Genomic DNA, 25,740 nt, shown 5'->3' on the forward strand with positions numbered 1-25,740 from the left:
TTTGGAGGGTTTTATGGAAAATGTATACGATATTTTAAGCGAGAGAGGTTACTTAGACCAATGCACTTACGAAGATGAGCTAAGAGAAATGCTTGGCAAGGAATCAGTTCCCTTTTACATTGGCTTTGATGCAACTGCTGACTCCCTAACTCTTGGTCACTTTATCCAAATAAGAGTAATGCAACACATGCAAAGGGCTGGTCACGTTCCTATAGCTTTACTAGGTGGTGGAACTACAACTATTGGCGACCCATCAGGTAAGTCTGATATGAGAACTCTTATGGACAGGGAAACTATTAACCACAACGCAAGAAGATTTAAGGAACAAATTTCTAGCTTCTTAGATTTTTCTGATGGCAAGGGCTACATTGAAAACAACGCTGACTGGTTAACTAAGTTGAACTTCCTAGACTTTGTAAGAGAAATTGGTATCCACTTCTCTGTTAACAGGATGCTACAATTTGATTGCTACAAGAACAGGATGGAAGGAGGACTTACTTTCTTCGAATTTTCTTACATGCTTATGCAATCCTACGACTACCTATACCTATACAGAAAGCATGGCTGTAAGCTAGAAGTTGGTGGCTCTGATCAATGGTCCAACATACTTGGTGGTTATGAACTTGTTAGAAAGCTTGAAGGCGACAAGGTTTATGCCATGACTTTTAAACTTCTTACTACTGCAGCAGGAATAAAGATGGGTAAGACTATGGCTGGAGCAATTTGGCTCGACCCAGAAAAGACTACACCTTACGAAATGTTCCAATACCTAAGAAACTGTGACGACAGAGATGTTATTAAGTTTATGAAGCTTCTTACTATGCTTCCACTTGATAAGATTGCTGAATACGAAAAATTAGAAGGTGCTGAAATAAACAAGGCAAAAGAAGTCCTTGCTTACGAAGTTGTAAAAGACGTTCACGGAGAAGAAGCCGCTAAGGCTGCCCTTGATGCATCTCACTCCCTCTTTGGCGGTGACAAGGCATCAGAAGACATACCTGCAACTGAATTTGAAGCTGCAAAGTTTGACGAGCCTGTGGGAATCTTAAACCTTATGACAGAGCTTGGACTTATCAAGACAAACTCTGAAGGCAGAAGACTTATCCAACAAGGCGGAGTTAGCATTGACGATGAAAAAGTAACTGATCCTAAACTTGAAATCACAAAGGACGACTTCAAGAATGGAGAAATTATTATTAGAAAGGGTAAAAAAGTTTACCACAAGCTTATTATAAAGTGAGGTTAATATGAATTTAGAACCAAAAAAAGTTTTTGATTATTTTGAAGCATTATCACAAATTCCAAGAGAATCTGGTAACGAAAAGGGAGTTTCTGACTTCCTAAAGAAGTTTGGAGAAGAAAGAGGCTACAAGGTTATTCAAGATGACAGCCTAAACATTATTATGGAGGTCCCTCCTACAAAGGGCATGGAAGACAGACCTAAGGTCATCCTACAAGGTCACATGGATATGGTTTGTGAAAAGGGCAAGGACTCTAAACATAATTTTGAAACTGACCCAATCGAACTTATTGTCGACGGAGATTCTCTTCACGCCAACGACACAACTCTTGGAGCAGACAACGGAATTGGTGTTGCCATGGCAATGGCTCTTGCCGAAGAAGAACACGGTCCATTAAAGATAATCGTAACTGTATCAGAAGAAACTGACATGCACGGTGCCAAAGACCTTGAAGCAAAATATCTTGAAGGCAAGTACCTAATCAACATCGACTCAGAAGAAGAAGGTGTCCTAACAGTTTCATCTGCAGGTGGAAAACTTCTTAAATCAAAATTTGTCTTTAAGGAAGAAGCTTACACTGGCAAGGCCTTTGACCTTCACCTTCATGGCTTCTTAGGTGGCCACTCTGGTATGGAAATTGCCAACAACAGAGGCAATATGATCAAGGTCATAGCTGAAATTCTTAATAAGCTTGATGGAGCAAGACTAATTGACATCAACTGCGGAACAAAACAAAATGCCATCCCAAGAGAGGGTAAACTTGTGCTTGTAGCAGACGAAAAAGCACTTAAAGAAGCTATCGACTTCGTAAAAGAAAAGTTCAAAGATGTGGCAGGAGAACTTGTAATTGAATGTAAGGAAATTTCTCACGATGGAAAAGTTTTAACTGCTGAGGATACTAAGAAACTTGCAAACTATCTCTTAGAACTTCCAACTGGCCCACACACTTTCATAAATGAAGCTAAGAAAGTTCTTGAATCATCATCAAACCTTGCAATAGCAAAAAAAGTTGATGACGCAGTAGAAGTTTTCGTTTCATTAAGATTTGCATCCTCTTCACTTTCTGAAGAATTCGGAAAGATTTACTTGGATATAGTTGAAAAATATGACTGCCAAGGAGAATTCATAAACCCTTATCCAGAATGGGAATACAGAAAAGAATCTAACTTCAGAGAAATCGTAAAGAAAATCTACAAGGAAATAACAGGCAAAGAAATGGAAGAAGAGTTCACACACGGTGGACTTGAATGTGGTGTCTTCTACAAGAAGAATAGCGACCTAGACATTATCTCCATTGGTCCAGACACTGTTGGAGCTCACACACAAAAGGAAACTCTTTCAATTTCTTCAACTAAGAGGGTCTACGACCACCTTGTAAAAGTTCTAAAGGCTCTTTAATAAAATAAATTTATGGCTGTCAGCTTGACAGCCATTTTTTGGTGTATTGAATTCCCAACTTAAGATATAAAAAAAGAAACCCACAAGGGTTTCAAATAATTTCATAATAAATTAAAATTCGAAAAAAAATTATAAACTAGGACCTAAGTAAAAATATGTATGGACTTATAAGTCGCAAGTTATTTAAAGATTTTTAATTGCAATGACTTCATTTTGATTTAGGATAAGCTGGTCAGTAAGGGCCTCAACAATTAATAGACCTCTACCGTTACACTTTTTTTCTCCACAATCGTACAAGGAGGTGTCGTGGTTTACGCCTCTGCCCTCGTCAGATACAATAATTTTTAAAGAGTCGTCCTTTAAGACTAACTTTAAACAGACCTTCTTGTTAAGGTCTTCTTGATTGCCATGGACTGCTCCATTTATGACAAGTTCATTTAAAATAACTTTTATATCAAATAATTTTTCTTGGTCAGTAATGTAGGGATTTAAATCCATAATGGCTGAATCCAAAAAGCTCTTTATTAGAGATAAATCGCTATTAACAAAACCCTTAAATCTATATAAAGTATCCATACTTCTCACTCCATCCACTATGTGAATACCCATTAAATTTCAACTTTAAACCCCAAAAGCTTGGCATTGATTAATTTTAAAATTTTACTGTATTATATTTATTAATTTGTTATAATATTATTAAGCTTGCAAAAAGCATTAATTTTATTAGGAGGAAAAATAATATGAAAAAATATGAATGTACACTTTGCGGATATATCTATGATCCTGAAGTAGGCGACGAAGATAACGGCATTGAAGCTGGTACTGCATTTGAAAATCTTCCAGAAGATTGGGTTTGCCCTCTTTGCGGAGCTGAAAAATCAGACTTCGAACCTGTTGAATAATATTATTACGGAAGGCTTCGGCCTTCTTTTTTTTTACAAATTTTTACAAAATCTAAATTTTTATCCACAATTTTATTTTTTTATCTACATTTGTGGGTTTTTTTATACTTTTTAATAGCTATCCACAAATTTATTTTCCATTTTTAATTTTATTTATCCACAATTACATTGCCTTTTAAAATTTCTACATAAAAAACCGTGAGAATTTTATAACTTAAATCTCACGGATTTATTTGTTTATATTTTTAATCAATTAGTCTAACTTCAGATAATCTATAATTGCCCTACTTGTGTTTTCGAGGTCCTCTAGGACAAGGTACTCCTCTTTCGTGTGGACTTTTTCCATCCCAACACCAACTATAAGGGAGTTAAATCCCTCGTCAGCAAAGAAGTTGGCATCAGATCCACCACCAATTATAACTTCTTTTGCATCCACTCCAACATTCTTGTAGGACCTTATTATTTCTTTTGAAAATTCCATGTCACTTGAAACAAGGGCTGGATAGTCTAAAGTTTTTTCAAATTCAAAATCTTCTGTCAAGTTCCTTACTATTTGTTGGTATTCTTCTAAAATTTCAAGAACATGATCTTTATCGTGACCCCTTATTTCTCCAGAAAATTCAACATAGTCTGGCACAACATTTGTTGGGAAATCAGAATTGATATTTGAAATATTTGCTGTTGTAAATTCATCAATCCTAAGAATCTTAAACTGAGAAATAGCTTTTGCCGCAAGCATTATCGCAGAAATTCCCTTCTCTGGCTCAATACCAGCGTGAGCAGACTTTCCCCTTATCTTAAAAGTAAAGGTATATGATGTTGGAGCCTTGTATGCCACCTTGTCACAAGAACCTGCATTATCTACTACAATCATATTTTTGGCAGGCTCCATATTTTTATAGACTTCCTCCCAATTTATATTTCTTGCACCAAGCATTCCCACTTCTTCTCCTGGTGTAAAGATTGCATAAATATCTCTGTGCTTGTAATTATTTTTCAAAATGTAGTAGATGGAATAAAGTATGGCAGCAAGTCCTCCCTTGTCATCTCCACCAAGAGTTGTATTGCCATCTGTTTTCCAAATCTTATCTTCTTTTATAATTTTTAAATCTTTGTTAGGTTCAATAACATCCATGTGAGCTGAAAAAGTTATTCCTTCTCCTTCACCCAAAAACTTTGCAAAGATTGTAGGTGCATTGCCACCATATTTGTATTGTGACTCATCTAGATAAACTTCTCCCCCAAGTTCTTTTACAAAGTTTATTATATAGTCTGCAACTTTTTCTTCCTTGCAAGAAGGAGAGTGGATCATTAGTAGGTCTTCAAAAATTTCTAAGAGTTTTTCTCTTTCAAAGTCTTTCATATTTCCTCCTTATGAATTTTTATTAATAGTTTCAAGTTGAGTTTTTGCGAAGTAAATAGAAGAGAATACTGTAACTAGAGTTATAAGGAAAGTTGCATTAAAAGGTATTAAGGCAACAAGCTTGGACATAACAAAAGCTACAAGTAAGGCAAAAATTCCTGTCTTAAAAGACTTAACAGAAAATTGTGCAAAGATTCCACCATAAAGTGCTGGAATAATAAGAGTTAGAACTTCTTTAATGTGTTCTGGCAAGTTCACAATTACTGTTTGAGCAAAAATTGTTGATAATATTACAAAAAATGTTGCAATATAAATTGAAACTGCAATACCTATTGTTCCCATCATTGAACCTTCATCTGTTCCTTGCTTATATCCTGATCCAGAAATTGCTGATACTGCTGCAGGTATTTTTAAATTAACGCTGTTACCTGATAGAGTTGACATATATAGGCCTGCTGCCCCAATTATTGGATAGTTAGCAATGGGCTCTGAGAAATAAAAGGCACCTGACACAGACATTTGTGAAACTGCACCTGCTATAATGGCTGCTATACCTGGGTTATATCCATAGTAAAAAGTCATAAGCATAGGTGGAAGAAGTACAGCAATCATACCTAGTAGCATTGTAAGTCTTCCAAACTTGTGGATTGATTGTGAAAATTTTTCGTAAGCTGTCATTTTTTCTCCCCCTTAAAATATTAATTGAGATGCAATGGCACCAATAAACATCGCAAAGGTAAGACCCCAATCCTTCAACCAAGTGTATCTCTTGCCAAGTTTTTGGCAGATAAACATAATTATAAAGCCAAACACAGTTGCAAAAGTTACCTTTGGATTTGCCTTTATCTTTGACAAGTTGTCAACACAAAAGTAGGCGAAGGCTCCAAGCATGGCTCCCACAGAAACTGCAGGAAGAAGTGCCTTCCTACCACCTGTGAGAAGGTGGTTAACTGACTCCATCTTGTGGCCAAAAATTATCATAAAGATTAACCATCCCATTACACCAAGAGCAGGTGTCCAAAGAGCGTTGGCATAAACTGTTGGGTCCATTGTGGTAGCAAGTTCTGCTCCCATTGCCTTGGCACCAAAGTTTGCAGCCATAGTTTCGTAATTAGTTCCACCAATTACTGACATCCTAAGGGCTGTGACTGGTGCTCCTAAGGTTACTATAAGCGCAAGTATGGATCCACAAATACCTAGTGCTGGTCCAATAGAGGAGATCCCAGCTGTCACTATTCCCTTTCTGATTCTCTTCTTATCCATGTTCATTTCTTTTGTAGCCTTGAGGGCCTTTCTCAAAAGATAAGTACCTTGGAAAAGAACTAGGATAATACCAACAGAACAAACCATATACATAAGTGGACTGTTGGCAAACTGCCATTGATCTTTCATAATTATTCCTCCCTTTTTTGAATAAATTATTGACAGTATAACACAATGCTTTCGCTATATAAATCTATACTTAAGTACAATAAATAAAAAGATAAAACAAAAAAGACTCCATAATATGAAGTCTATATCAAATCTTTCTAACTTTTTAAAAATATTTGTTAAAAATAATTTTAATTATCTTAGATTTTTAATTTTCAAGTTACAAAAGCCATAAATTTTTCTTTAAGAGATTATTAAAAAATTGGTTTTTAATACGATTTAAAATCCTCCAAGATTCTTTGAGAACTTTATAGCCTCTTCAAGCATTTGCGTTGTTATTTGGTGGTAGGTCATGTCAAAAAGTTTGAAGTTCAAAAGCTTCTTGTCTTCATAAACTTTTTCAACTTCCTTGACAAAGGACTCTTGACCTGCTGGATTAATTACATCGTCATTCCTTCCGTTGAAGAGAACAAGAGGTCTGTCCTTAAAGGCTTCTGGACTGTCCATTGGGTTCATATCTAAGAAGAATTCGTTAATCCTAAATCCCCTCTCATCAATCTTGTCTTGACCTTTCAGTTCGTTGACTCCACGAACAAGTTCTTTCCAATTATTTATTCCATTAAAGATAAATGCCATCTTTAAATCTTTTTTAAAAGCATAAAGACCTCCAGCAGTTATGGCTCCCATAGAATGACCTCCCACTGCTATTTCGCTTCCTGGATAATTTTCTTCAATGTAGTTGAAGATGGAAGGTGCCTCTTCGATGTTGTGCATAATGACTTTTAAAATATATTCGCCTTCTACATCCTTGTCCTCGTGGTCAAGCTTTTCTACATTTCTCTCGCCATGGTGTCTTGCTTCAGGAATAATTACCCTGTAACCATAGGATGCAAAAATATTTCCCCTAAAGATTTGCCTTTCCTTGTCTGATCCCCAACCGTGATAAAAGACTATGGTCTTATTAGTAGCTTCCTTGGGCTCAATTATTACTGCAGGGACCTTCCCTATCATGACTTCCTTTATATCTGAATAATTTGTTTTTAAATACTCCATAATTCACCTCACCTCCATTATAGCAAAGATATAAAAAATTTCTTAAAGAGTAACTTTAATTCTAATAAAAAAAGCAAAGAAATAAATTTTCCTTGCTTAAGATTTATAATTTTATTTAACTTCCCAAGTTGGAGGTGTGACCCCATTATTTTTTAAAAATTCGTTGGCTCTTGAGAAGGGTCTTGATCCAAAAAATCCTCTTGCTGCAGAAAGCGGCGATGGATGAACTCCTTCTATGATTAAGTGGTTGCCAGACCTTATAAATTTCTTGCGAGCCTTGGCATGATTTCCCCAGAGTATAAAGACTACTGGGTCTTCCTTCTCGCTAATTTTTTCTATTACTGCGTTGGTAAAAATCTCCCAGCCAATCTTTGAATGGCTCATGGGTTGATGGGCCCTAACTGTTAGGGTTGTGTTGAGGAGCATTATCCCCTGGTCTGCCCAAGACTTTAAGTAGCCTGTCCTTGGAATTTCAAGTCCCAAGTCAGACTTTAGTTCCTTGTAAATATTTCTTAGTGAAGGTGGTATTGCCACACCCTCTTTGACAGAGAAGGCAAGTCCATGAGCCTGACCCACATTGTGGTAGGGGTCTTGCCCTAGGATTAAAACCTTGACGTCCTTGTAGGCTGTGTAGTGAAAGGCGTTAAAAATATCTTGAGCCTTTGGAAAAATTTTATAATGTTTGTACTCGTCGATTAAAAGTTTTCTAAGATCCTTGTAGTAGTCCTTTTCAAACTCATCTTCCAAAATTTCCTGCCAATCATTTTTTAAAATTTCTTTCACCACTTACCTCCTGAAAAAATCAAATATGCTCTTCTTTAGGCTTGGGTCGATTAACTCTTCAAGTTCCTTCCTACTTTCATTAGTTGAAAAGATTACAAGCCTATCGCCCTTTTCAATTTTTGTATTTCCCCTTGGAATAACTGCTGAGTTGTCGTACCTGATTATTCCACCGATAATAATTTCCTTGTGAAGATTAATTTCTGATAGCTTCTTGCCAATGTAGACAAAGTCATCTGGAATTTTTATTTCATAAACTTGGGCCTTGCCACCAAACATATAGTTGATTGAAACCTTCATATCTGTGTTAATTGCCTTTATGATTTCATTGGCAACAATTACCTTAGGATCAATAACCCTATAGATCCCCAAGCTTTCTAAGATTGTGTCGTAGTTGTTGTCCTTTTGGATTACAATATTTTTTGAAATCCCATGGCTCCTTGCAAGAAGTCCAAGTACAATGTTTAATTCGTCAGAGTCTGTCATAGAAATAAATACGCCATCTTTGGAAATATCTTCATCCTTAAAGATCTTGTCGTTTCTAAGTTTTTTGTTAACAACAAAGGCCTTGTTAATGTTTCGCCTGTAGTTTTCAAATTTTTCCCTATCTGGTTCAATTATTTTTAAATTTATATTTTCAAGATTTGAGATTATTCTGTTGAAGTTGTAATCCCCCGATGCAATTACAACTTCTCTTTGGTCTTCCTTTTCTTTTATTTCAAAGTGGGAGTGTTTGAAGTTTCTTATGTCGAAGGAAAGACCCATTAGGTAGATGTAGTCGCCAGACTTTAAGACTGTTTCTCCATCAGGAACGATTAGTTCTCCCTCTCTTAGGATTCCAACAACGAGAATTGTGGAAAGGGAACCAATGTCTTTTATCTTTTGGTTTTCAAATTCCTCGTCCATATCAATGTAGTGACCTGTTACTTCTATCTTTCCCTTGCCAAAGTAGTCTGCTTCATAATAATTTGTGGACCCAATTAACTTTGTAACAAGTTTCGCTGTCTCAAGACTTAGGTTAAAAATATTTACAACATTAGGAAGGGAGTTTTTTATAATTCCTATTTCGGAAATATTTTCCATTTCATCGAGGCGGAGAATTATTTTTACATCTAGGCCCTTGAAGATTGATGCCATTATTAGGTTGGTCTTGTCGCAATCAGTGACAATGATGGCATAGTCATACTTGCTTAAGTCGTGGTTTATGAAGAAGTCTTCTTCCAAGACATCCGCCCTTATTTTATTTACGCTATTTGTTATCTCTTCAAAGTTTTTTTCGTTCCTATCCACTAGGTCAACTTCAAATTTTTCAAGACTCAAGGTCTTGGCAATAGTCGAACCAACTTTTCCCGAACCTATAATTAAAATTTTCATTATAATTTAATAATTTCCTTTCTATGTCTTACCCTAGTAAAAAGTGCCATTATTGTAAAGAATTCAAGTCTACCTAAAAGCATAAGCAGGCTGAAGTAGAGTTTGAAAAAGTCGCTATAAAAATGAAAGTTTTTTGTAGGACCTATTTCTCCGAAGCCTGGACCAACATTGGATAAGGTTGTGGCAACTGAAGAAAATCCTGTTATGACATCTACTCCTGAAAGAGTTACAAGACCTGTGGATAGGACTGCTATTACAAAGTAGGTTCCAAGATAGGCGTTTATACTTAGGACCACCTCATCAGACAAGGACTTGCCATCTGCAATTACAGGAAGGACTGCCTTGGGGTGAGTTGCCTTTTTCATTTCTCTTTTTATTAGTTTTAAAAGAATTGAAATTCTTACTATTTTAATTCCACCACCAGTTGATCCTGCACAGCCACCAAAAATCATTAGGATAAGCAAGATAAACTTTGAAAAGCTTGGCCACAAATCATAGTCTGCATTGGCAAAACCTGAGGTAGATGAAATAGATGTTACTTGGAAGGCAGAGTCTCTAAAGGCCATAAAAAGTGATGAGTAACCCTTAGAGAAGAGGTCTATAGTTATTAAGGCAATAGCTCCAACAGTTATAAGTATCCAGAGTTTTAATTCATCATTTTGCAAAACTTCCTTAAATTTCTTTTTGGAAAGCAGAGCATAGATGGTGAAGTTTGTAGAACTCAAAAACATAAAAAATGCAAGGATAAAGTGGACTGCGTTGCCTTTATAGGACATAAGTGAGTCGTTATAGGATGAAAATCCACCGGTTCCTAGGACACCAAAGGTATGAACTAGGGAATCGAAGACTGGCATACCGGCAAGTTTTAAGCAAATGAATAATATCAAAGTCAAAATAAGATAAATTATGTATAGCCTCTTAGATGATTGAGAAATTCTAGACTCTATTTTTCCAGCAACTGGTCCTGGTGACTCTGCCTTAAAAATTTGAAAGGCTCCAACTCCAAGCTTGGGAAGAAGTCCCACAGTAAACACCAAGATACCCATACCACCAATCCAGTGGGTGATAGATCTCCAAAGTACAACAGACCTTGGAAAGGACTCTATACCAGTGATAACTGATGCTCCAGTAGTTGTAAATCCAGATACAATCTCAAAGAAGGAATTAACGTAAGTCATACCTGCAGATATACAAAGTGGAAGTGCTCCTACAATAGAGACCAAGACCCAGGATGCAGTAACTGTTAAGATCCCATCTCTTGGAGATAGAGAGTTCTTCTTTATTTTTAAATTAATTAAAATTAATCCCAAAAAGACTGCTATAGCCATTGGGATTAAAAAACCGTAGGCCGATCCATCTCTTTCAACTAAACTTAAGATAAGAGATGGGGCCATAAAGGCAGTTTCTATTAATAAAATATAGCCTAATATTTTGGAAATAAGCTTATAGTTCATCTTTCTTTCCTCGCTTCTTAATTAACTTAATTACGTCCTTTAGTTTCCCCTCAGAAGTAAAAATCTTTTGAACCCTTGGGGCAACTTCGTGCATAGAGAATAATATTATCCTATCTCCTGACTCTAGGACTGTCTTACCATTAGGGACTATCATATTTTGACCTCTTATGATAGAGATAATTAAAGTACCATCAGGTAGGCTAAGGTCTTCAAGGGCATGACCGCAAACAAGATGGCTTGCCCTAATCATTAACTCAACACATTCAACTTGACCATTTAAAAGTAAGTGAAGGGCAAGAGAGCTCTTACCTCTAATTTCTTTTAGCATTTCTGCTGCTGTAATATAGGATGTGTTAAAGACTGCATCTATGTCAAGTTTGTCTAGGACCTTATCGTAGTTTGTCCTAGAAATTTTTGCAACAGACTTATAAATTCCACTTTGCTTTGCCACAAGACTCATGAGGAGGTTGGCCTCATCAATGCCTGTTGCTGCAACAAAGGAGTCATAAGTGTGGACCATTTCTTCTTCAAGTACGGCGATGTCAGTTCCATCTCCATTTATGATGTTGGCTTCTGGCACCATATCCTTTAAGTCAAGGCATCTTTCCTTATTTATTTCAACAATAGTAACCTCAACATTTTCCTTTAAGAGAAGCATGGCAAGGTAAAGTCCAGTCTTACCTCCTCCAAGTATCATGGTACTCCTAAGGGCCCTTGTCCTATTTACACCTGTGTGATCCTTGTCAAAGGCCTCAATATTTTCAGACTTACCTGCAAGGATGATAACGTCATTTTCTTCAAGGATAGTACGACCATTAGGTATAATTGCATCGCCACTTCTTGATATGGCAGCAATAAGAAGGTCGTTAATACTATCAATCTCCATGATTTTTTTGTTAACAAAGCTTGGGTCATTGTCTATGTTAAATTCAACAAGAGAAATTTTTCCGCCTGCAAACTCATCGGAATAAAGTTGGTATCTCTTCATTAAGTATTTGAAGATTGATCTTGCTGTTGCATTGTCAGGGTTTATAATCTTATCTATTTCAAGTTCTTCTGATATGAAGTCAAGGTGCTTTCTATACTCAGGGTCCCTTACCCTTGCAATGGCATACTTAGCTCCAAGTTTTTTGGAAATTGTACAGAGAATAACATTGGCCTCGTCATTTGTTGTAGTTGCAACAACATAGTCAAATAGAGAAATATCAAGTTCTTCCAATACACCAAAGTCCAAAGCATTTGCACAAATACTAAAAACATCTAATGAATTTGATATGTTTTCAATTACATCTTCATTGTTATCGACTACAGTAACCTCATATTCTTCATCTAATAATGCAGCTGCAAGTCTATATCCTAATTTTCCGGCGCCTACAACTAAAGCCTTCATATATTCCTCCTAAAAAATCGCATCTAGTTTAATTTCAAATTCGTAATCTGGGTAGATGGATTTTAATTTATCTATTATCTCTTTTTTCAGAGTATCCTTTTCTTCTCTCTTCTTTACCAAATCGCCATTGTAATCAATGTCTATATAAACTTTCTTGTCTTCAAGGACTATATCATGGAAAGAGTAAATGTTAAGTGACTCCCTCACAATTTTTCTCAAATCTTTAGAAATAGAATTGATAATCTTACTTCCACTTCCTCTTGGTTCTGGATGAATTATTAATCTTATCCCTAGTAAGTCAGAAATTTCCCTCTCAACCTTGTCTACAATATTGTGGGCCTCTTCTAAGGTCAGATTATAATCTAATACTGCATCAATAATTACAACTATATTGTCAGGTCCAAAGTCTGTCACCATAATATTGTGGACATTAGATATGCCCTCGTAAGTGGAAACCTTGGACTTTATCTCGTGCTTAGTCTCGTCGCTAAGACCACGACCAAGTATAATTGAAATTGTTTCGTATATAAGTGAGATGGCTGTGTACAAAATAAATAAAGCAACTATTAAACCAACATAGCCATCCAAAATCTTGCCTGTGAATTTTTCTATTACAATAGAAACAATTACTACAGAAGTTATAAGAGTATCACTTAGTGAATCCTTCTCTTGTGCCATTAGGGTTACAGAGTCAATCTCTTTTGCAACCTTTGAATAAAGTGAAGCCTGCCAAAATTTTATTACCACAGTCATAAGCAAAATCGCAAGGGTGGACTTTGGATAGGAAATGGTTACTGGATGAAGGATCTTTCCCACAGAAGTCTTCAAAAATTGAAAACCAACGGAAAGTACGATACCAGAAACTACAAGAGAGATCAAATACTCAAGTCTCCCATGTCCATAGGGGTGGTCCTTGTCTTTTGGTTTGGCAGCAAGTTTTATTCCTAAAATAGAAATAATTGAGCTGACACAGTCTGTGATGTTGTTAACTGCATCAGATAAAATTGAAATTGAACCTGTAAAGATATATAGAATAACCTTTAAGGCTGCTGCAATTATATTTGATATAAGTCCGAGAAAGGATGTCTCATTAGAGATCTTTTCTCTGTCATAACCCTTGGCTGACTTCCCCCTCTTTAAAATAAGTTTTGCGAACATTTGTCCTCCAGTTTTTTTTGCAATAAATAAAAATAGGCCAAAAGCCCACTTACTAAGATTTCTTAAGTTACAATCATTATAACACTAGTATATTGGTAATAAAAGGAAAAGAAGTTAGCTATAGTCTTAATATGTATTAATAAGTATTAATAAAACAAAAAAATGCACCAGATTTCTCTGGCACATTTTCTAATCTTAAATAAATTTTTTAAGTTTTGGAAGTAGTAGGCCTTCTGCAACTTCTTCTGCCTTTTCCTTTGAAGCTAAAACTTCAACTAACTTAACTCCAAGTAGGATTGCAAGGGCTGGTCCCATAGCTGTAATTATATTTTCTTCAATAACTACTGCTGCATCTTGTGGGTCCTTCACCTTCAATCTATTTTCAAATCCTGGGTAGCAAGTGAACTTTCCATCTTTTAAAAGTCCTGCTGCATCAAGAACTTGTGGGCCTGCACAAATTGCTATTACTTCTTTACCTTCGTCATTAAATACATGGGCACACTCAAGAACTTTTTTGTCATTCATGAGATTAGTAGCACCAGGTTGACCTCCTGGGATATACATTGCCCTGTAGTCTTCGATGTTAATTTCATCAAAAGTCTTATCAGCGAGAACTTTAACATCGTGAGCTCCCTTTACTTCAAGTCTGTCCTTGACTGAAACTGTTTCGACCTTTAGGTCTGCCCTCCTAAGGACATCAACAATTGTAAGAGTTTCAACTTCTTCAAAACCTTCTGCCAAAAATACCAATAAATCTTTCATAATGACCTCCTATTTATTCATAATAGAATCCACTGCGTTTATAATTGCAGACCTAAATCCATCCCTTTCTAAAGATTTTACTCCCTTAATAGTTGTGCCACCTGGTGTTGTAACTTGATCCTTTAATTCACCTGGGTGAATGCCAGACTCTCTCACCATTTTTGCTGAGCCAGCAACTGCTTGAGATATAACCCTGTAAGCCATATCCCTTTTCATTCCATAAGAAACTGCTACGTCTGCTGCTGCTTCAATGTACATATAGACATAGGCAGGCATACAACCTGATACTGCCTCATAAATTTTTATGTTTTTCTCTTCCACAATTTCAGTTTCGCCAAAGCTTGATAAGATTTTTCTTATCTCACTAACTTCTTCTTCTGAAATATTTTTGCCTGGACAAATTCCTGTCATAGAATTTAAAATTTTTGCCGGTGTATTTGGAAGTGCCATCATAAGTTTTTTATTCGGAAGGCACTCTTCAAGTTTTTTAAGGTCAAAGGCTGAAGTAATAGAAATAATTATTTGATTCCTTACTTCATCTTTTATTTTTTCTATTACAGCTTCATAAGCGTAGGGCTTAACTGCAAGTATAATTGCATCGGCACCCTTCACTACATCTACTTCTGACTGGACTACTCTTGCTGCTTCACTTACCTTAAAGGCATCTCGCTTATCTTCATTTCTGTCGTAAAGAAAAGTTTCTATATTCTTATCTAAAAGACCATGTGCCATGGCAGCACCCATGTTGCCTAGGCCTATAATTCCCATCTTCATCGCATCACTCCTTAAGTAGATTATACACGATATTCCTTAAAAATTCATTTTTGTGCTATAATTTAACAAGGTGATTTCATGAAAAACATTTCTATTGCAAAGCTATTCTTAACTTTTTTTAAAATAAATGCCATAACTTTTGGTGGTGGTTATACAATTGTCCCTGTTATAAAGGATATTTTTGTATCAGACCTAGAACTAATCGACGATGAGGAAATGATGGACATAGTTGCCATCTCCCAAGGTGGACCTGGTGCCATGGCAATCTCTTGCTCAGTCCTAACAGGCTACTACCTAAGAGGACCCCTTGGAGCAATAACTTGTCTTCTAGCATCCTCCCTACCCTGTCTTATAATCTTGTCAGTTATTTCAAACTTCTACCAAGAATTTAAGTCAAACTTTTTTATCAACGCAGCCCTCGAAGGTATTAGTGGTGTTATCTCTGCAGTCCTATTTATCACTGTAGTCCGTATGGGGATTTCATCTTACAAAAATAATCCTCGCTTCTCTGCACTTATGATTGTTCTTGTATTCCTAGTTGCCTTCTTTACAAAAATCAACACAGGATTCATAATTTTATTCTGCGCTTTGGCAGGAATTTCTTATTTCAGTGTAATGGAGAGATACAAAAATGCTTGATCTATTTTTAATTTTCTTTAAAATCGGCTGCTTCGCCTTTGGTGGTGGCTACGCAGTTATCCCCTTGATTTCAAAATACGTTGTTGAAGAACACGCTTGGATCTCAACAAGAGAATTTATAGACTTAATTTCCATTTCACAAATGACTCCAGGACCAATTGCCATTAACTCGGCAACCTTTGTTGGTCAAAGTGTCCATGGAATCCTTGGATCAATTCTTGCTACAACAGGCCTAGTCCTTCCTCAGTTCATCCTCATGATGATCCTTGGTTACTTCCTCTTTAGCAAGGGCAAAAAATTTAAAATCATGGACTACTCCCTCCTTGGCATCAAGGCAGGAGTCGTATCCCTAATCTTTATAACTACACTAAAGCTCTTCCAGTCATCAGTCTTTCCTGAAGGACTTAAGCTTCAAAGTATGAGCCTAGCAGCCCTTATCTCCTTTGTCATTGGCTTTGTCCTCTACATGAAGAAGGTAGACCTCTTTAAGCTAATAGGACTTGGTGCAGTGATTGGGATTGGTGTCAAATACGCTTTGACTTTTATGTAAAACAAAACTCCTTGAATCTTGAACTGACCCCCAAAAGTTGGACCTAATACCAGGACTGGTAGTTTACTAGTTCTGGTATTATTTTATTGCTTTAAAATAAACACTCATCAATTAAATCTTTGGACTTTAATTCATCCACCCACTCTTTTGGAAATCCATCAAAGCCGTAAATAATTCCTGCCAAGCCACCAGTAACAGCTCCAGTAGTGTCTGTGTCGTCGCCAAGATTTATTGCCTTTAGGACAGCTTCCTTGTAAGAATTTGTATTTAAAAGACACCAAAGAGATGCTTCAAGAGTGTGGAGGACAAAACCTGTTGAGTGTATTTCATCTTCAGACTTGTTTTTTATGTGGTCAAGCCCAAGCTCTTCTAACTTCTCACCAGCAATCAACTTCCTCGCAAGATGAACATAATCAAGGCAGGCCTTTCTAGAAATTTCGTGAGCGTGAGTAATGCTTGACACACTTTCAATCTCTTCATCCCTTGCATCAGTAAAGGCAATAGGCAAGATCCTCATAAGTGATCCGTTGCCATTGGCATAAAAATCATCAATCCCATGACCTTCTGCTAGGGCTTCTCTTGTTGTTATCCCCACATCAAAAGTTTCTCCATGACAAGCGAACTTTCCTTCAAAGAGCCAGGTCTCAAAATTTTTTCTTATATCTTCAACATCTATTTTATTTTTATCTTTTATTGACTTACAAGTTGCAAGGGTCATGCTGGTATCATCAGACCAAGTCCCAGCAACTTGATCCCAAGTTCCAAAACCAACCATGCCTATGCAAGTGAAGTCCCCCCTCTTCTTAAACTCAAAGGGCACGCCAAGAGCATCAGCTATGGCTAGTCCATAAATTCCATCTTTAAGCTTAGACATAAAATCCCTCCTTCTTTAGTTCATATTTATAAATTGTTAAATCAATTATATAAACTAAAAGCATAAAAATAAAGACTCCCCTGAGGAAGTCTTATGAATAAATATTTTAATTTCTTCTATCTACAAAAAAGATTATTAACTTGTCGTCGTCAATTTTTGCTAGGAGTCTATAGGCACCAATCCTATATCGCCATATCCCATTGAAGTTGCCAGTGAGGGCCTTGCCATAAAATCTTGGGTCCTGGCAATCAATAAGGTTGCCCTCCATCCAATTTTTTATAAGTTTTTGTGACTGCCTATCAAGTTTTTTAAAGGACTTGTCAAACTTCTTTGTAGTTCTTATTTGGTAGGTCATAGGTCAAGCTCTTTAAATAAATCTTCAATAGGTCTAGTTTCAACTTCGCCCTTAGCTTCTCTTTCAAGAAAGTCTTCAGCCACCTTCATGTCAAACTCATCTTCAAGCTTCTCTTCCATCAATCTTTTGAAAAGAGTAGAAAGTGGTTCGCCCATAAGATCAGCATAAGCAGTAAAAGCCCTCTCCTCTTCAGTATTAAGTCTTACAGATACAGTTTTCATATCCATCACCTCTAAGACAATTGTATTACATTGTGTTACACAAATCAATAAAGAGCTTTATTTTTCTAAAACTATTTTTGTATAAATTTTTTCTGTGAATTTGTATATTACAAGATAAAAAATTATATAAATAAGAAATACAAAAATCATTGATTTAATAAATAATTTTGTATTCATAAGTCCTATTAGCATTAAAAATTTTTGCAAAACAGGAAGGGCAAAGGATGTGTGAATAAAACAGAAAACTATTGGCAAAAATAAAAGCCACGCCATTTGTTTTCTTATAATTTTCTTGCCATCAATTTCATCCAGTCCAAGTTTTCTTAAAATTTTAAATCTTTCTACGTCTTCATAGGCTTCTGTGAGAAATTTGTAGTATATGGCAAGTCCCATTGTAATCAAAAATGCAAGGGAAAGAATTATACCAACAAAAAATATTACTCCATAGTCACTTAAAAACTCCTCCTTTGTTTGCTGTCTGTCTATTATGGTGAGTTTTTGATTTGGATTTACTTTAATGTCGTTCTTGTGTTCGTTAAGTAAATTGTTAAAATCTTTTGGCAAGTTTCCTTTTATCAAACTTGTTATATTTGGACTTAATTTAGATCTGTTACCTTTAAAATTTAGTTTATCACAAATTTTATTTGCAGTTTCGTAATCTTTTGCTAATATTTTATTTTTTTCAAAAATTGTCTGCACACTTTCCAAGGGAATATCTATTGTTTCATTGGATACTTGCCTTGCACTAAAGCCCAAAGTCTTTATAAATTCTTCATTATTGTCTTCTTTAAAATAAATTAAATCCTTTCCTTTGAAGTCTAATTTTGCGTCAGGACTATAAATTATGTCCAGTGAAATTATGTCATTTTTTAAATTTGCATTAGTCCATTCTCTTTTTGCCATTACCTTTAGCTTATTCTTTTCTCTAACAAGTGGAATGGACCATTCATAAGTTGTAGTAACCTCTCCCTCAATCTTATTGTCAGCTAATAAGCTTCTGATATTATTTCTATACTTTTCTAAGTTTTTTATACTTAATGACCCTGCTTCAGTCCTTATGGCATAGGGTGCTGGAAATAATCTGTTGGTGGCATCTCCTATGCCTGCATAGAGACTTATGCCTGATGTTAAAACTATTGTAAAAGCTGTGGATAGTATTGCAATATTTGCAAGAGATCTAGAATTATTATTTACTCTATATAAAAGACCTGACACAGATAGAAAATTTCCCTTCTTGTAATATAGGGCCCTATTGTTTTTTAATAGTTCAAGAAATAAAGTCACTATGGTTGAAAAAGCAAAATAAGTTCCAATTATTACTAAAGTTGCCGCAATAAAAAATTTAAAAAAAGCTTGTACTGGATTTTTTGTAGTTAAACTAATAGCATAGCCTCCTGCAATAAAAATTATTCCCAGCAAGGCAATTAATTTTGTAAATTTATTCTTCCTATCTCCTGCCTTGGATTCATTTACCAAAGCTATTGGAGAATAATTTCTCATCTTAATAATCTGAATTACAAATACAAAAATCAGTATTGCAATAAATATTAAATCTACAATAGCTACTGCCAAAATATTATTAAAAAATCCACCCTCAAAAATATTTATGGAATTATTTGTCAGCATCAAAAAAATGCCAAGAGATAATTTGTATAAGGCAAGGCTAAAAATACTTGCTATTAATATAGCAAAAATAATAATATAAATTATTTCCCAAAACAAAATTACTCGCAGATGTGTTTTTTCAAGTCCAAGTATTAAATAAAGTCCTTGTTCTTTCAACTTTCTCTTTTGAATAAAAGAATATACAGAAGAAAGCATTATAAGTGAAAAGATTGATAAAACTATGACACCAAAAAATAGAATGCTTTTCATTGTTTCCATTCCCTTTGCTCCTGCAAGAGACTTATCTAAAACAAGACTTAAGCAAATTGAGCTTAGAACAATAAGAAAAATTATTGTTCCAATAAAGGGCATAAAAACTTTTTTATTTCTCTTAATTCCAGCAAGGGCAAGTCGTGAGTAAAGTGATTTCATTTTCTCAACTCCTTTGTAACATCTGCATTGTGTCTGCAATCTTCTTTTGCATATCAAGGGAAGTCCTCTCGCCCCTATAGATTTGATGGTAAATTTCTCCGTCCTTTATAAATAGAACTCTCTTCGCCTCTGATGCAGCCATAATAGAATGAGTTACCATGAGTATAGTCTCCCTATCTTGGTTTAAGTCTTTAAAAACCTTTAAAAGTTCTCTTGTACTATTGCTATCGAGAGCTCCTGTTGGTTCATCAGCAAGTAAAATTTTCGGATTACTTATAAGTGCTCTCGCAACTGCAGTCCTCTGTTTTTGACCTCCACTTATTTCGTAGGGATACTTGTTTAATAGATCTGAAACATTTAATTTCTTTGCAATTTTCAATAATTTTTCTTCCATAACAGAAATTTTTTCATCGGACAATACTAGGGGCAATAAAATATTTTCTTTAACAGTGAAGTTATCAAGAAGATTAAAATCTTGAAACACAAATCCCAAGTTTTCTCTTCTAAATTTTGCCATTTCGTTGTCCTTTATTTCTTGTAAATCTTTGCCCATTAAAATTACTTTTCCAGAAGTTGGTCTATCAAGTAAGGCTAAAATATTTAATAAAGTTGTCTTTCCACTTCCAGACTCTCCCATTATTGCAATATACTCTCCAGCTTCAACAGTAAAATTAATTGACTTTAGAGCCTCAAGCTCATTTTTCCCAAAGCGACTTCGGTATATCTTTTTTATATTTTGAACTTCTAACATCTTCCACCTCATTCATAAATAGTCTTAGTCATTAACAGCAATAGGCTTTGCATAATAAACAAAAATCATTCCGTCATATAAATCTTTTGGAACTTCCTTTATCCTATAAGATCTTGGCATGAATTTCATAAGTGGAGAATATGCTTCACCCAAACTTACCATGTTGATTTCTTTATTTATAAGGTCAAAAGTTTCACCATCTTTAACTTTTGTAAAATCCAAATAATATTTTCCTTTAAATTTTCTCGCACTGTAAGCTAAAGGATCAGCAGAGACAAAGACATGGTTTGATCTCTTGCTATCTGGACCAACTTCGTTTATGTTTACAATTCCCTTATAAAAGTCTGTTCCAATAATAAAATATTTTTCTCCAAAAATTTTCTTTAAGTGAGACCCCATTGGCTCATAAAACTTTTCACTTTTTGCGATATGACCGTTGTGTCCAGAAATTAAAAGCATCTTATTTCCCTTTGCCTTTTCAAAATCACTTATCCACTTAACATTTCCAGCCATAAGCTCATCTCTCACATTATTTGCTTTTGTATAATCATTGAAATCTAATTCGTAATATTTTACACTGTCCAATACATTTGTTATCGCTCTTGAAACTATTTTTGCCTTGGAAGAAGATAGGGTGTCTGCGTAAGCTTTTATTTCTAACAACAAATCTTCCTTATCTTTTATTATCTTTGATATCTTAAATTTTTTATCTTTTATAAAGGAAAAGTCTTTTTGCAAGTCTTTTTCTTGTAAAATATTATTTTCCTTACAAAAATCTAAAATTAACTCAATAGATTTTTCTGGATCTTGCATGTCAAAGCCGTAAAAAGAAAGTTTGTCCTCATCCTTTGCTTTTTGGTTGTAGTCGAACATATAATTTATGAGATCATTCATATTCTTTGTGTGATAAATATTAAAAGAAAAAATTCTTGAAATATTTTCATCTCTTTTGTTTCCGTGAATGTAATTGTTGATTATCATTCCTTCCCCAAAATCAGCTTCAATAGCAAAGTTCTTTAAATTATTTTTTTCAACTAAGGTCTTTAAAACTTCTAACTTTAAATCTTGAAAGTCAGCATTTCCATGAGTCGCTTCCCCAAGTCCAACAACTTCTATATTGTCATCTAAATTTATCTCACTTACAGCTTTGCCATAGTCTTCTATATCTGAAATATTTTTTCTGGCACTTAGCTTTGGAAGATTAATCCACAAAAAATCTCCAATCCCTATGAGAATAATAAGGGAAACTAAAAAAATTAAAATCCATTTGAAAATTTTCTTAATCATTTTCTCACCTCTTGCTACATTATAAATTGTATAAAAAAATAAATCCTTTTATTTACATAACAAATAGAGCTTTAATGTGACATTTTTGTAAGATATGAAAAAAGAGTGCTAAGCACTCTAGTCCAAAATATTTTTTAAATTTACATACATCTTTGTGCCAAGCTTTGGCTCTGACTCACACCTCAATGTCACTCTTAAAGACTTCCCAATATTCTTTGAGAGATTTAGTCCCAGTCCCGTTGACTTTTTCTCCAACCTACCGTTGTAACCAGTGTATCCTGCATCAAAAATTCGCGGCAAATCTTCTGGCATTATTCCAATTCCATTATCTTCAATTACAAGTTCATTTTTCTCTAAATAAATTGCAAGCCTTCCATTATGCGTGTACTTGATTGCATTAGAAATAATTTGCTCTAATAAAAAAGAAAACCACTTGGCATCAGTTAAAATTATTTTCTTAGTTTCGAAAAAGTCTACCCTATTATTTTTCCCAATAAACTGAATTGAATATTTTCTAATTACTCCCTTAATAATTTCATCTAAACTGTACTTGTCAAAGACATAATCTGTGCTATCTGCATTCATCCTTGCATATCCTAAAATATTTCCCACATACTCTTCGATTTCAAAAATTTCTTTTTCGCAATCTATTTTGTTTATTTCATCTTTTTTGAGTAAAAGTTTTAATGCAAATATTGGGGATTTTATTTGATGAGTCCAAATAGTTAAGTAGTTTTTTACATCTACTCTTTTCTTTTCTCCAATCTCTTTAATTCTTTTATTTTCTTCTAGGCTTTTATAAAGAGCCTTTGATAAGGGGGACTCATAAAGTTCTAATATTTTTTCGTAGTCTTTTCTATTTAAAAGATCTATTTCTTCTCTGTAATCACGATCTCTTATGGAATAAAGAAAAACCAAATAAATAAAAAATAAAAATAGATATAAAAAAGCTATGTAAATGGACTTATCTCTATCAAATTCAAAAATTAAATAAGTTCCCAGGATATAAAAAAATATGAAAAGTCCAAGAATTAATGTGAACTTTTCTCTCTTTAAAAAACTTTTAATTGGTAGGTGGGACATAATAGCCTACTCCTTTCTTAGTTTTTATTAGCTCAAAAATATTTATATCTTCTAGCTTTTTTCTTAGACGCATTACATTCACTGTTAAGGTGTTGTCATCAATATAAGAGTCAGTTTGCCAAATTTTATCAATAATTTCATCTCTATTAACAACTTTGCCTGGCTTTTCCAAGAGAATTTCTAAAATTTTAAATTCATTTTTCGTGAGTTCTATTTCTTTGTTTTCTCTTGATATAATCATCTTGTCGCAGTCAAGACTTATATCTTTGTAAAAAATACTTCTTGTCTCAATATATTCGTAAGCTCTTCTTAGCAAGGCTCTTATTTTTATTTGTAGCAGCTCTAGTTCAAAGGGCTTAGTCAAATAATCATCTGCTCCAAGATCCATTGCCATTATCAAATTTAAGTTTTCATCAGCAGCTGAAATAAATAAAATTGGAACTTTAGAATTTTTTCTAATAATTTTGCACCAATGATAGCCATTGTAAAAGGGAAGAGTTACATCCATTAAAACTAAATCAGGATGAAAGCTTTTAAAGTCATCAAAAATATTTTGAAAGTCCTCTGCTATTTTTATTTCATAATTCCAAAACTTGAGGTGCCTTTCAATTTCTTCTGCAATCACCTTGTCATCTTCTACTAAAAAAATCTTCCACTTTTTGTTTTCCATTTCTTTACAACCTACTCTTTTAACTAAAATTTACTTGACATCATTATATATATTAAAAGCATAAAAATAAAGACTCCCCTGAGGAAGTCTTTAAGTCTATTTTTTATTAAAGAACTGCTTGTGCTGCTGTGATGATAGCTAGTGCGTAAGCTTCGTCTTCTACACAACCTCTTGAAAGGTCGTTTACTGGTGCGTTAAGTCCTTGTAGGACTGGACCTACTGCCTTGAATCCACCAAAGTATTGTGCAAGTTTATAGCCAATGTTTCCTGCTTCAATGTTAGGGAAGATAAATACATTTGCGTGACCTGCTACTTTTGAATCTGGTGCTTTTTTCTTTGCAACTCTTTCGATGAAGGCTGCGTCAAATTGAAGTTCTCCATCAACTGCCATTTCAGGATTTCTTTCTGCTGCCATCTTAGCTGCTTCTGCTACCATTGTTACTCTTTCGTGAGAAGCTGATCCGTGAGTTGAGAAAGAAAGCATTGCTACCTTTGGATCGATACCAAATTGTTTTGCAGTTTCATTTGATACTACTGCAACTTCTGCTAGGCCTTCTGCATCAAGATCTGTATTAATAGCACAGTCTGCCATTAGATAAAGTTCTTCATTTCTAATCATAATGAAGGCACCTGAGCATCTCTTGTAGCCTGGTTTAGTCTTTATGATTTGAAGAGCTGGTCTTACTGTATCTGCAGTTGTGTGTGCTGCACCTGATACAAGTCCCTTAGCTTTTCCCATATATACAAGCATTGTACCAAAGTAGTTGTGGTCCTTTAAGATTTCTGCTGCTTGTTCTTCGTTAACTTTTCCCTTTCTTCTTTCTACGAAAGCCTTAACCATTTCGTCTTTTCCTTCATAAGTTTCTGGATTAAGGATTTCAAGATTTCCAAGTTTAACGCCTTCTTTTTCTGCAAGAGCTTTAAGTTCTTCTTCGTCTCCAAGAACGATTGGCTTAATGTCTCCTTCGTCGTTAAGTCTAATTGCTGCTCTTAAGATTCTTCTGTCGTTTCCTTCTGGAAATACTATTTCTGGTTTTGATTCTCTAACTTTTACTTTTAATTCTTCTATTAGTGCCATAATTTCCCCCTAATTTCTATTAACAAATAATATTATATATCTAATGAAAAATAATTTAAAGTGAATAAGCCTTAAAACTTACATCTTCTATCACTTGATTTAGTCTAACTGAATCTGCAACAAGTTTTGCAAGAAGATGATGCTTCATTGTGTGGACTCTTAAAACTTCTACTCCCTTGTAGGCTCCTATAGTTGTAAGAGCTGCTGATGCTTCGTCTCTGTTTTCAAATCCTTCTTCATTGTTGCCATCAGCATCAATCTTGTTTTCACTTAAAATATTTGTGATAAATCTCTTTCTTGAAACTCCAAGGAAGGTGAAGCATCCCATTTCTCTTAGGACATCAATTTTATCTATTAACTTTAAATTTTCTTTTTTTGTAAGTGCGAAGCCAATGCCTGGGTCAAGCATAATTCTTTCCCTTGAAATTCCATTTTTTTCTGCACTTTCAAGGGATTTTGACAAATACTTTTTCATAACTTCGACAATATCCATATCCTCAAAGGATTTTAATTCCTCTTCAGTGAAGGCTCCTTCGCCACCAAAGGATGGGAAGTTGGCACTGGACTTGTGATTTGGTCTTGCAATCTTTGGATTAAACATCAAGATTGCACCAACCTCACTCTTGCCTACAACTTCTGCCATTCTTGGATCACCCATAAAGCCTGTGATGTCATTTACAAAGTCAACTCCTGCTTCAATTGCTGCTTCAGCAACGTCAGCCTTCCATGTGTCAATGGAAAGAGGCACATCAGTCTTTGTCTTTAATTCTTTGATAACTGGGACAACTCTATCAATTTCTTCTTGAATTTCTACATAGTGTGAGCCTGGTCTTGTTGATTCACCGCCAAGGTCAATCATGCCAGCTCCAGCTTCTATAAGTTCAAGGGCCCTATTAAGAGCCTTGTCCTTGCCATACCACTTGCCTCCATCAGAGAAGGAGTCTGGTGTAACATTTACAATTCCACAAAGAATAGTTTCTCCGCCAGATTCTAAAACTTTGTCCTTGTATTTACAAACTAAATTTTTCATAATTCACTCCAAATTTTATTTCTTTCAATTAAAGATTATAATTCTTTAGTCAATAGATATTTTATGACTTGTAACTACTTAAAGCAAACAATTTTTACTTGGCGTAGTATAAAAGAACTCCCTCATCAGTCCACTCAAAGTCGGC

27 protein-coding genes are annotated in these 25,740 nt (G+C 34.9%); 5 read left to right on the forward strand and 22 right to left on the reverse strand.

Annotation, left to right across the window (positions count from 1 at the left end):
• Positions 1-13: 13 nt before the first annotated feature.
• Both tyrS and pepD read left to right on the forward strand, forming a co-directional pair.
• Positions 14-1,240, forward strand: a complete 1,227-nt coding sequence (gene tyrS, locus CAN42_RS02225; RefSeq protein WP_085875359.1) for a tyrosine--tRNA ligase — start codon at positions 14-16, stop codon at positions 1,238-1,240.
• Between the two features lie 7 nt (positions 1,241-1,247).
• Positions 1,248-2,639, forward strand: coding sequence for a beta-Ala-His dipeptidase (pepD, locus tag CAN42_RS02230; protein ID WP_085875360.1), 1,392 nt, complete (start codon positions 1,248-1,250; stop codon positions 2,637-2,639).
• A gap of 183 nt (positions 2,640-2,822) precedes the next feature.
• Here the strand turns inward: pepD and CAN42_RS02235 are convergent, their stop codons facing one another.
• Complete coding sequence (locus tag CAN42_RS02235; RefSeq protein WP_245149828.1) at positions 2,823-3,215, reverse strand: ATP-binding protein; 393 nt, start codon at positions 3,213-3,215, stop codon at positions 2,823-2,825.
• Positions 3,216-3,379: 164 nt separating this feature from the next.
• Between CAN42_RS02235 and rd the strand changes: the two genes are divergently transcribed.
• Positions 3,380-3,541, forward strand: a complete 162-nt coding sequence (gene rd / locus CAN42_RS02240; RefSeq protein WP_062571041.1) for a rubredoxin — start codon at positions 3,380-3,382, stop codon at positions 3,539-3,541.
• Positions 3,542-3,794: 253 nt separating this feature from the next.
• Here rd and CAN42_RS02245 read toward each other — a convergent pair whose 3' ends face one another.
• The 11 genes from CAN42_RS02245 to proC all read right to left on the reverse strand — a co-directional run bounded on the left by CAN42_RS02245 (position 3,795) and on the right by proC (position 15,020).
• Positions 3,795-4,904: a M20/M25/M40 family metallo-hydrolase gene (locus tag CAN42_RS02245; protein ID WP_085875362.1), complete on the reverse strand. Its 1,110-nt coding sequence runs from the start codon at positions 4,902-4,904 to the stop codon at positions 3,795-3,797.
• Positions 4,905-4,913: 9 nt separating this feature from the next.
• A complete protein-coding gene (locus tag CAN42_RS02250; protein WP_062571039.1) occupies positions 4,914-5,582 on the reverse strand; it encodes a hypothetical protein in 669 nt (222 codons plus the stop codon).
• A gap of 12 nt (positions 5,583-5,594) precedes the next feature.
• Complete coding sequence (locus CAN42_RS02255; protein ID WP_062571038.1) at positions 5,595-6,296, reverse strand: DUF5058 family protein; 702 nt, start codon at positions 6,294-6,296, stop codon at positions 5,595-5,597.
• A 258-nt stretch (positions 6,297-6,554) separates the two neighbouring features.
• Positions 6,555-7,328, reverse strand: coding sequence for an alpha/beta hydrolase family protein (locus CAN42_RS02260; RefSeq protein WP_085875363.1), 774 nt, complete (start codon positions 7,326-7,328; stop codon positions 6,555-6,557).
• A gap of 111 nt (positions 7,329-7,439) precedes the next feature.
• On the reverse strand, positions 7,440-8,111 hold the full coding sequence (locus tag CAN42_RS02265; protein WP_085875749.1) for a uracil-DNA glycosylase: 672 nt from the start codon (positions 8,109-8,111) through the stop codon (positions 7,440-7,442).
• 3 nt (positions 8,112-8,114) lie between these two features.
• On the reverse strand, positions 8,115-9,482 hold the full coding sequence (locus tag CAN42_RS02270; protein ID WP_085875364.1) for a TrkA C-terminal domain-containing protein: 1,368 nt from the start codon (positions 9,480-9,482) through the stop codon (positions 8,115-8,117).
• Positions 9,482-10,936 (reverse strand): TrkH family potassium uptake protein, encoded by a 1,455-nt coding sequence (locus CAN42_RS02275; RefSeq protein ID WP_085875365.1) that lies wholly within the window; start codon positions 10,934-10,936, stop codon positions 9,482-9,484. Before CAN42_RS02275 ends, CAN42_RS02270 begins: the two co-directional genes overlap by 1 nt.
• Complete coding sequence (gene trkA, locus CAN42_RS02280; protein ID WP_085875366.1) at positions 10,926-12,326, reverse strand: Trk system potassium transporter TrkA; 1,401 nt, start codon at positions 12,324-12,326, stop codon at positions 10,926-10,928. The genes CAN42_RS02275 and trkA overlap by 11 nt, the downstream gene beginning before the upstream one ends.
• 9 nt (positions 12,327-12,335) lie before the next feature.
• Positions 12,336-13,484: a cation diffusion facilitator family transporter gene (locus tag CAN42_RS02285; RefSeq protein ID WP_085875367.1), complete on the reverse strand. Its 1,149-nt coding sequence runs from the start codon at positions 13,482-13,484 to the stop codon at positions 12,336-12,338.
• 195 nt (positions 13,485-13,679) lie between these two features.
• A complete protein-coding gene (locus CAN42_RS02290; RefSeq protein ID WP_085875368.1) occupies positions 13,680-14,246 on the reverse strand; it encodes a DJ-1 family glyoxalase III in 567 nt (188 codons plus the stop codon).
• Positions 14,247-14,255: 9 nt separating this feature from the next.
• The gene (gene proC, locus CAN42_RS02295) at positions 14,256-15,020 is read right to left on the reverse strand and encodes a pyrroline-5-carboxylate reductase (protein WP_085875369.1); all 765 of its coding nucleotides are present in this window, start codon (positions 15,018-15,020) and stop codon (positions 14,256-14,258) included.
• 78 nt (positions 15,021-15,098) lie between these two features.
• Here proC and CAN42_RS02300 point away from each other — a divergent pair, with 78 nt between their 5' ends.
• Positions 15,099-15,659 (forward strand): chromate transporter, encoded by a 561-nt coding sequence (locus CAN42_RS02300; protein WP_085875370.1) that lies wholly within the window; start codon positions 15,099-15,101, stop codon positions 15,657-15,659.
• Positions 15,652-16,209, forward strand: coding sequence for a chromate transporter (locus tag CAN42_RS02305; protein WP_085875371.1), 558 nt, complete (start codon positions 15,652-15,654; stop codon positions 16,207-16,209). Before CAN42_RS02300 ends, CAN42_RS02305 begins: the two co-directional genes overlap by 8 nt.
• Before the next feature lie 91 nt (positions 16,210-16,300).
• On the opposite strand, the gene CAN42_RS02310 is transcribed toward CAN42_RS02305, so the two are convergent.
• From CAN42_RS02310 to folP, 10 genes are all read right to left on the reverse strand, one after another.
• On the reverse strand, positions 16,301-17,083 hold the full coding sequence (locus CAN42_RS02310; protein ID WP_085875372.1) for an ADP-ribosylglycohydrolase family protein: 783 nt from the start codon (positions 17,081-17,083) through the stop codon (positions 16,301-16,303).
• Positions 17,084-17,189: 106 nt separating this feature from the next.
• Positions 17,190-17,438: a type II toxin-antitoxin system RelE family toxin gene (locus tag CAN42_RS02315; protein ID WP_085875373.1), complete on the reverse strand. Its 249-nt coding sequence runs from the start codon at positions 17,436-17,438 to the stop codon at positions 17,190-17,192.
• Positions 17,435-17,659 (reverse strand): type II toxin-antitoxin system RelB family antitoxin, encoded by a 225-nt coding sequence (gene relB / locus CAN42_RS02320; protein WP_085875374.1) that lies wholly within the window; start codon positions 17,657-17,659, stop codon positions 17,435-17,437. The genes CAN42_RS02315 and relB overlap by 4 nt, the downstream gene beginning before the upstream one ends.
• 57 nt (positions 17,660-17,716) lie before the next feature.
• Positions 17,717-19,696 (reverse strand): FtsX-like permease family protein, encoded by a 1,980-nt coding sequence (locus CAN42_RS02325; protein WP_085875375.1) that lies wholly within the window; start codon positions 19,694-19,696, stop codon positions 17,717-17,719.
• 4 nt (positions 19,697-19,700) lie between these two features.
• Positions 19,701-20,447: an ABC transporter ATP-binding protein gene (locus CAN42_RS02330; RefSeq protein WP_085875376.1), complete on the reverse strand. Its 747-nt coding sequence runs from the start codon at positions 20,445-20,447 to the stop codon at positions 19,701-19,703.
• 24 nt (positions 20,448-20,471) lie between these two features.
• Positions 20,472-21,734: an erythromycin esterase family protein gene (locus CAN42_RS02335; protein WP_085875377.1), complete on the reverse strand. Its 1,263-nt coding sequence runs from the start codon at positions 21,732-21,734 to the stop codon at positions 20,472-20,474.
• A 117-nt stretch (positions 21,735-21,851) separates the two neighbouring features.
• Positions 21,852-22,817 carry a sensor histidine kinase gene (locus tag CAN42_RS02340; protein ID WP_085875378.1) on the reverse strand — a complete coding sequence of 322 codons (966 nt, stop codon included), beginning with the start codon at positions 22,815-22,817 and terminating at the stop codon, positions 21,852-21,854.
• Complete coding sequence (locus tag CAN42_RS02345; RefSeq protein WP_085875379.1) at positions 22,798-23,487, reverse strand: response regulator transcription factor; 690 nt, start codon at positions 23,485-23,487, stop codon at positions 22,798-22,800. Before CAN42_RS02345 ends, CAN42_RS02340 begins: the two co-directional genes overlap by 20 nt.
• Positions 23,488-23,593: 106 nt before the next feature.
• On the reverse strand, positions 23,594-24,565 hold the full coding sequence (gene pta, locus CAN42_RS02350; protein WP_085875380.1) for a phosphate acetyltransferase: 972 nt from the start codon (positions 24,563-24,565) through the stop codon (positions 23,594-23,596).
• A 55-nt stretch (positions 24,566-24,620) separates the two neighbouring features.
• Positions 24,621-25,595, reverse strand: a complete 975-nt coding sequence (folP, locus tag CAN42_RS02355; protein WP_085875381.1) for a dihydropteroate synthase — start codon at positions 25,593-25,595, stop codon at positions 24,621-24,623.
• Positions 25,596-25,740: the final 145 nt, after the last annotated feature.

The organism is Peptoniphilus vaginalis (genome assembly GCF_900176605.1).
Classification (GTDB): Bacteria; Bacillota; Clostridia; order Tissierellales; family Peptoniphilaceae; genus Peptoniphilus_A; species Peptoniphilus_A vaginalis.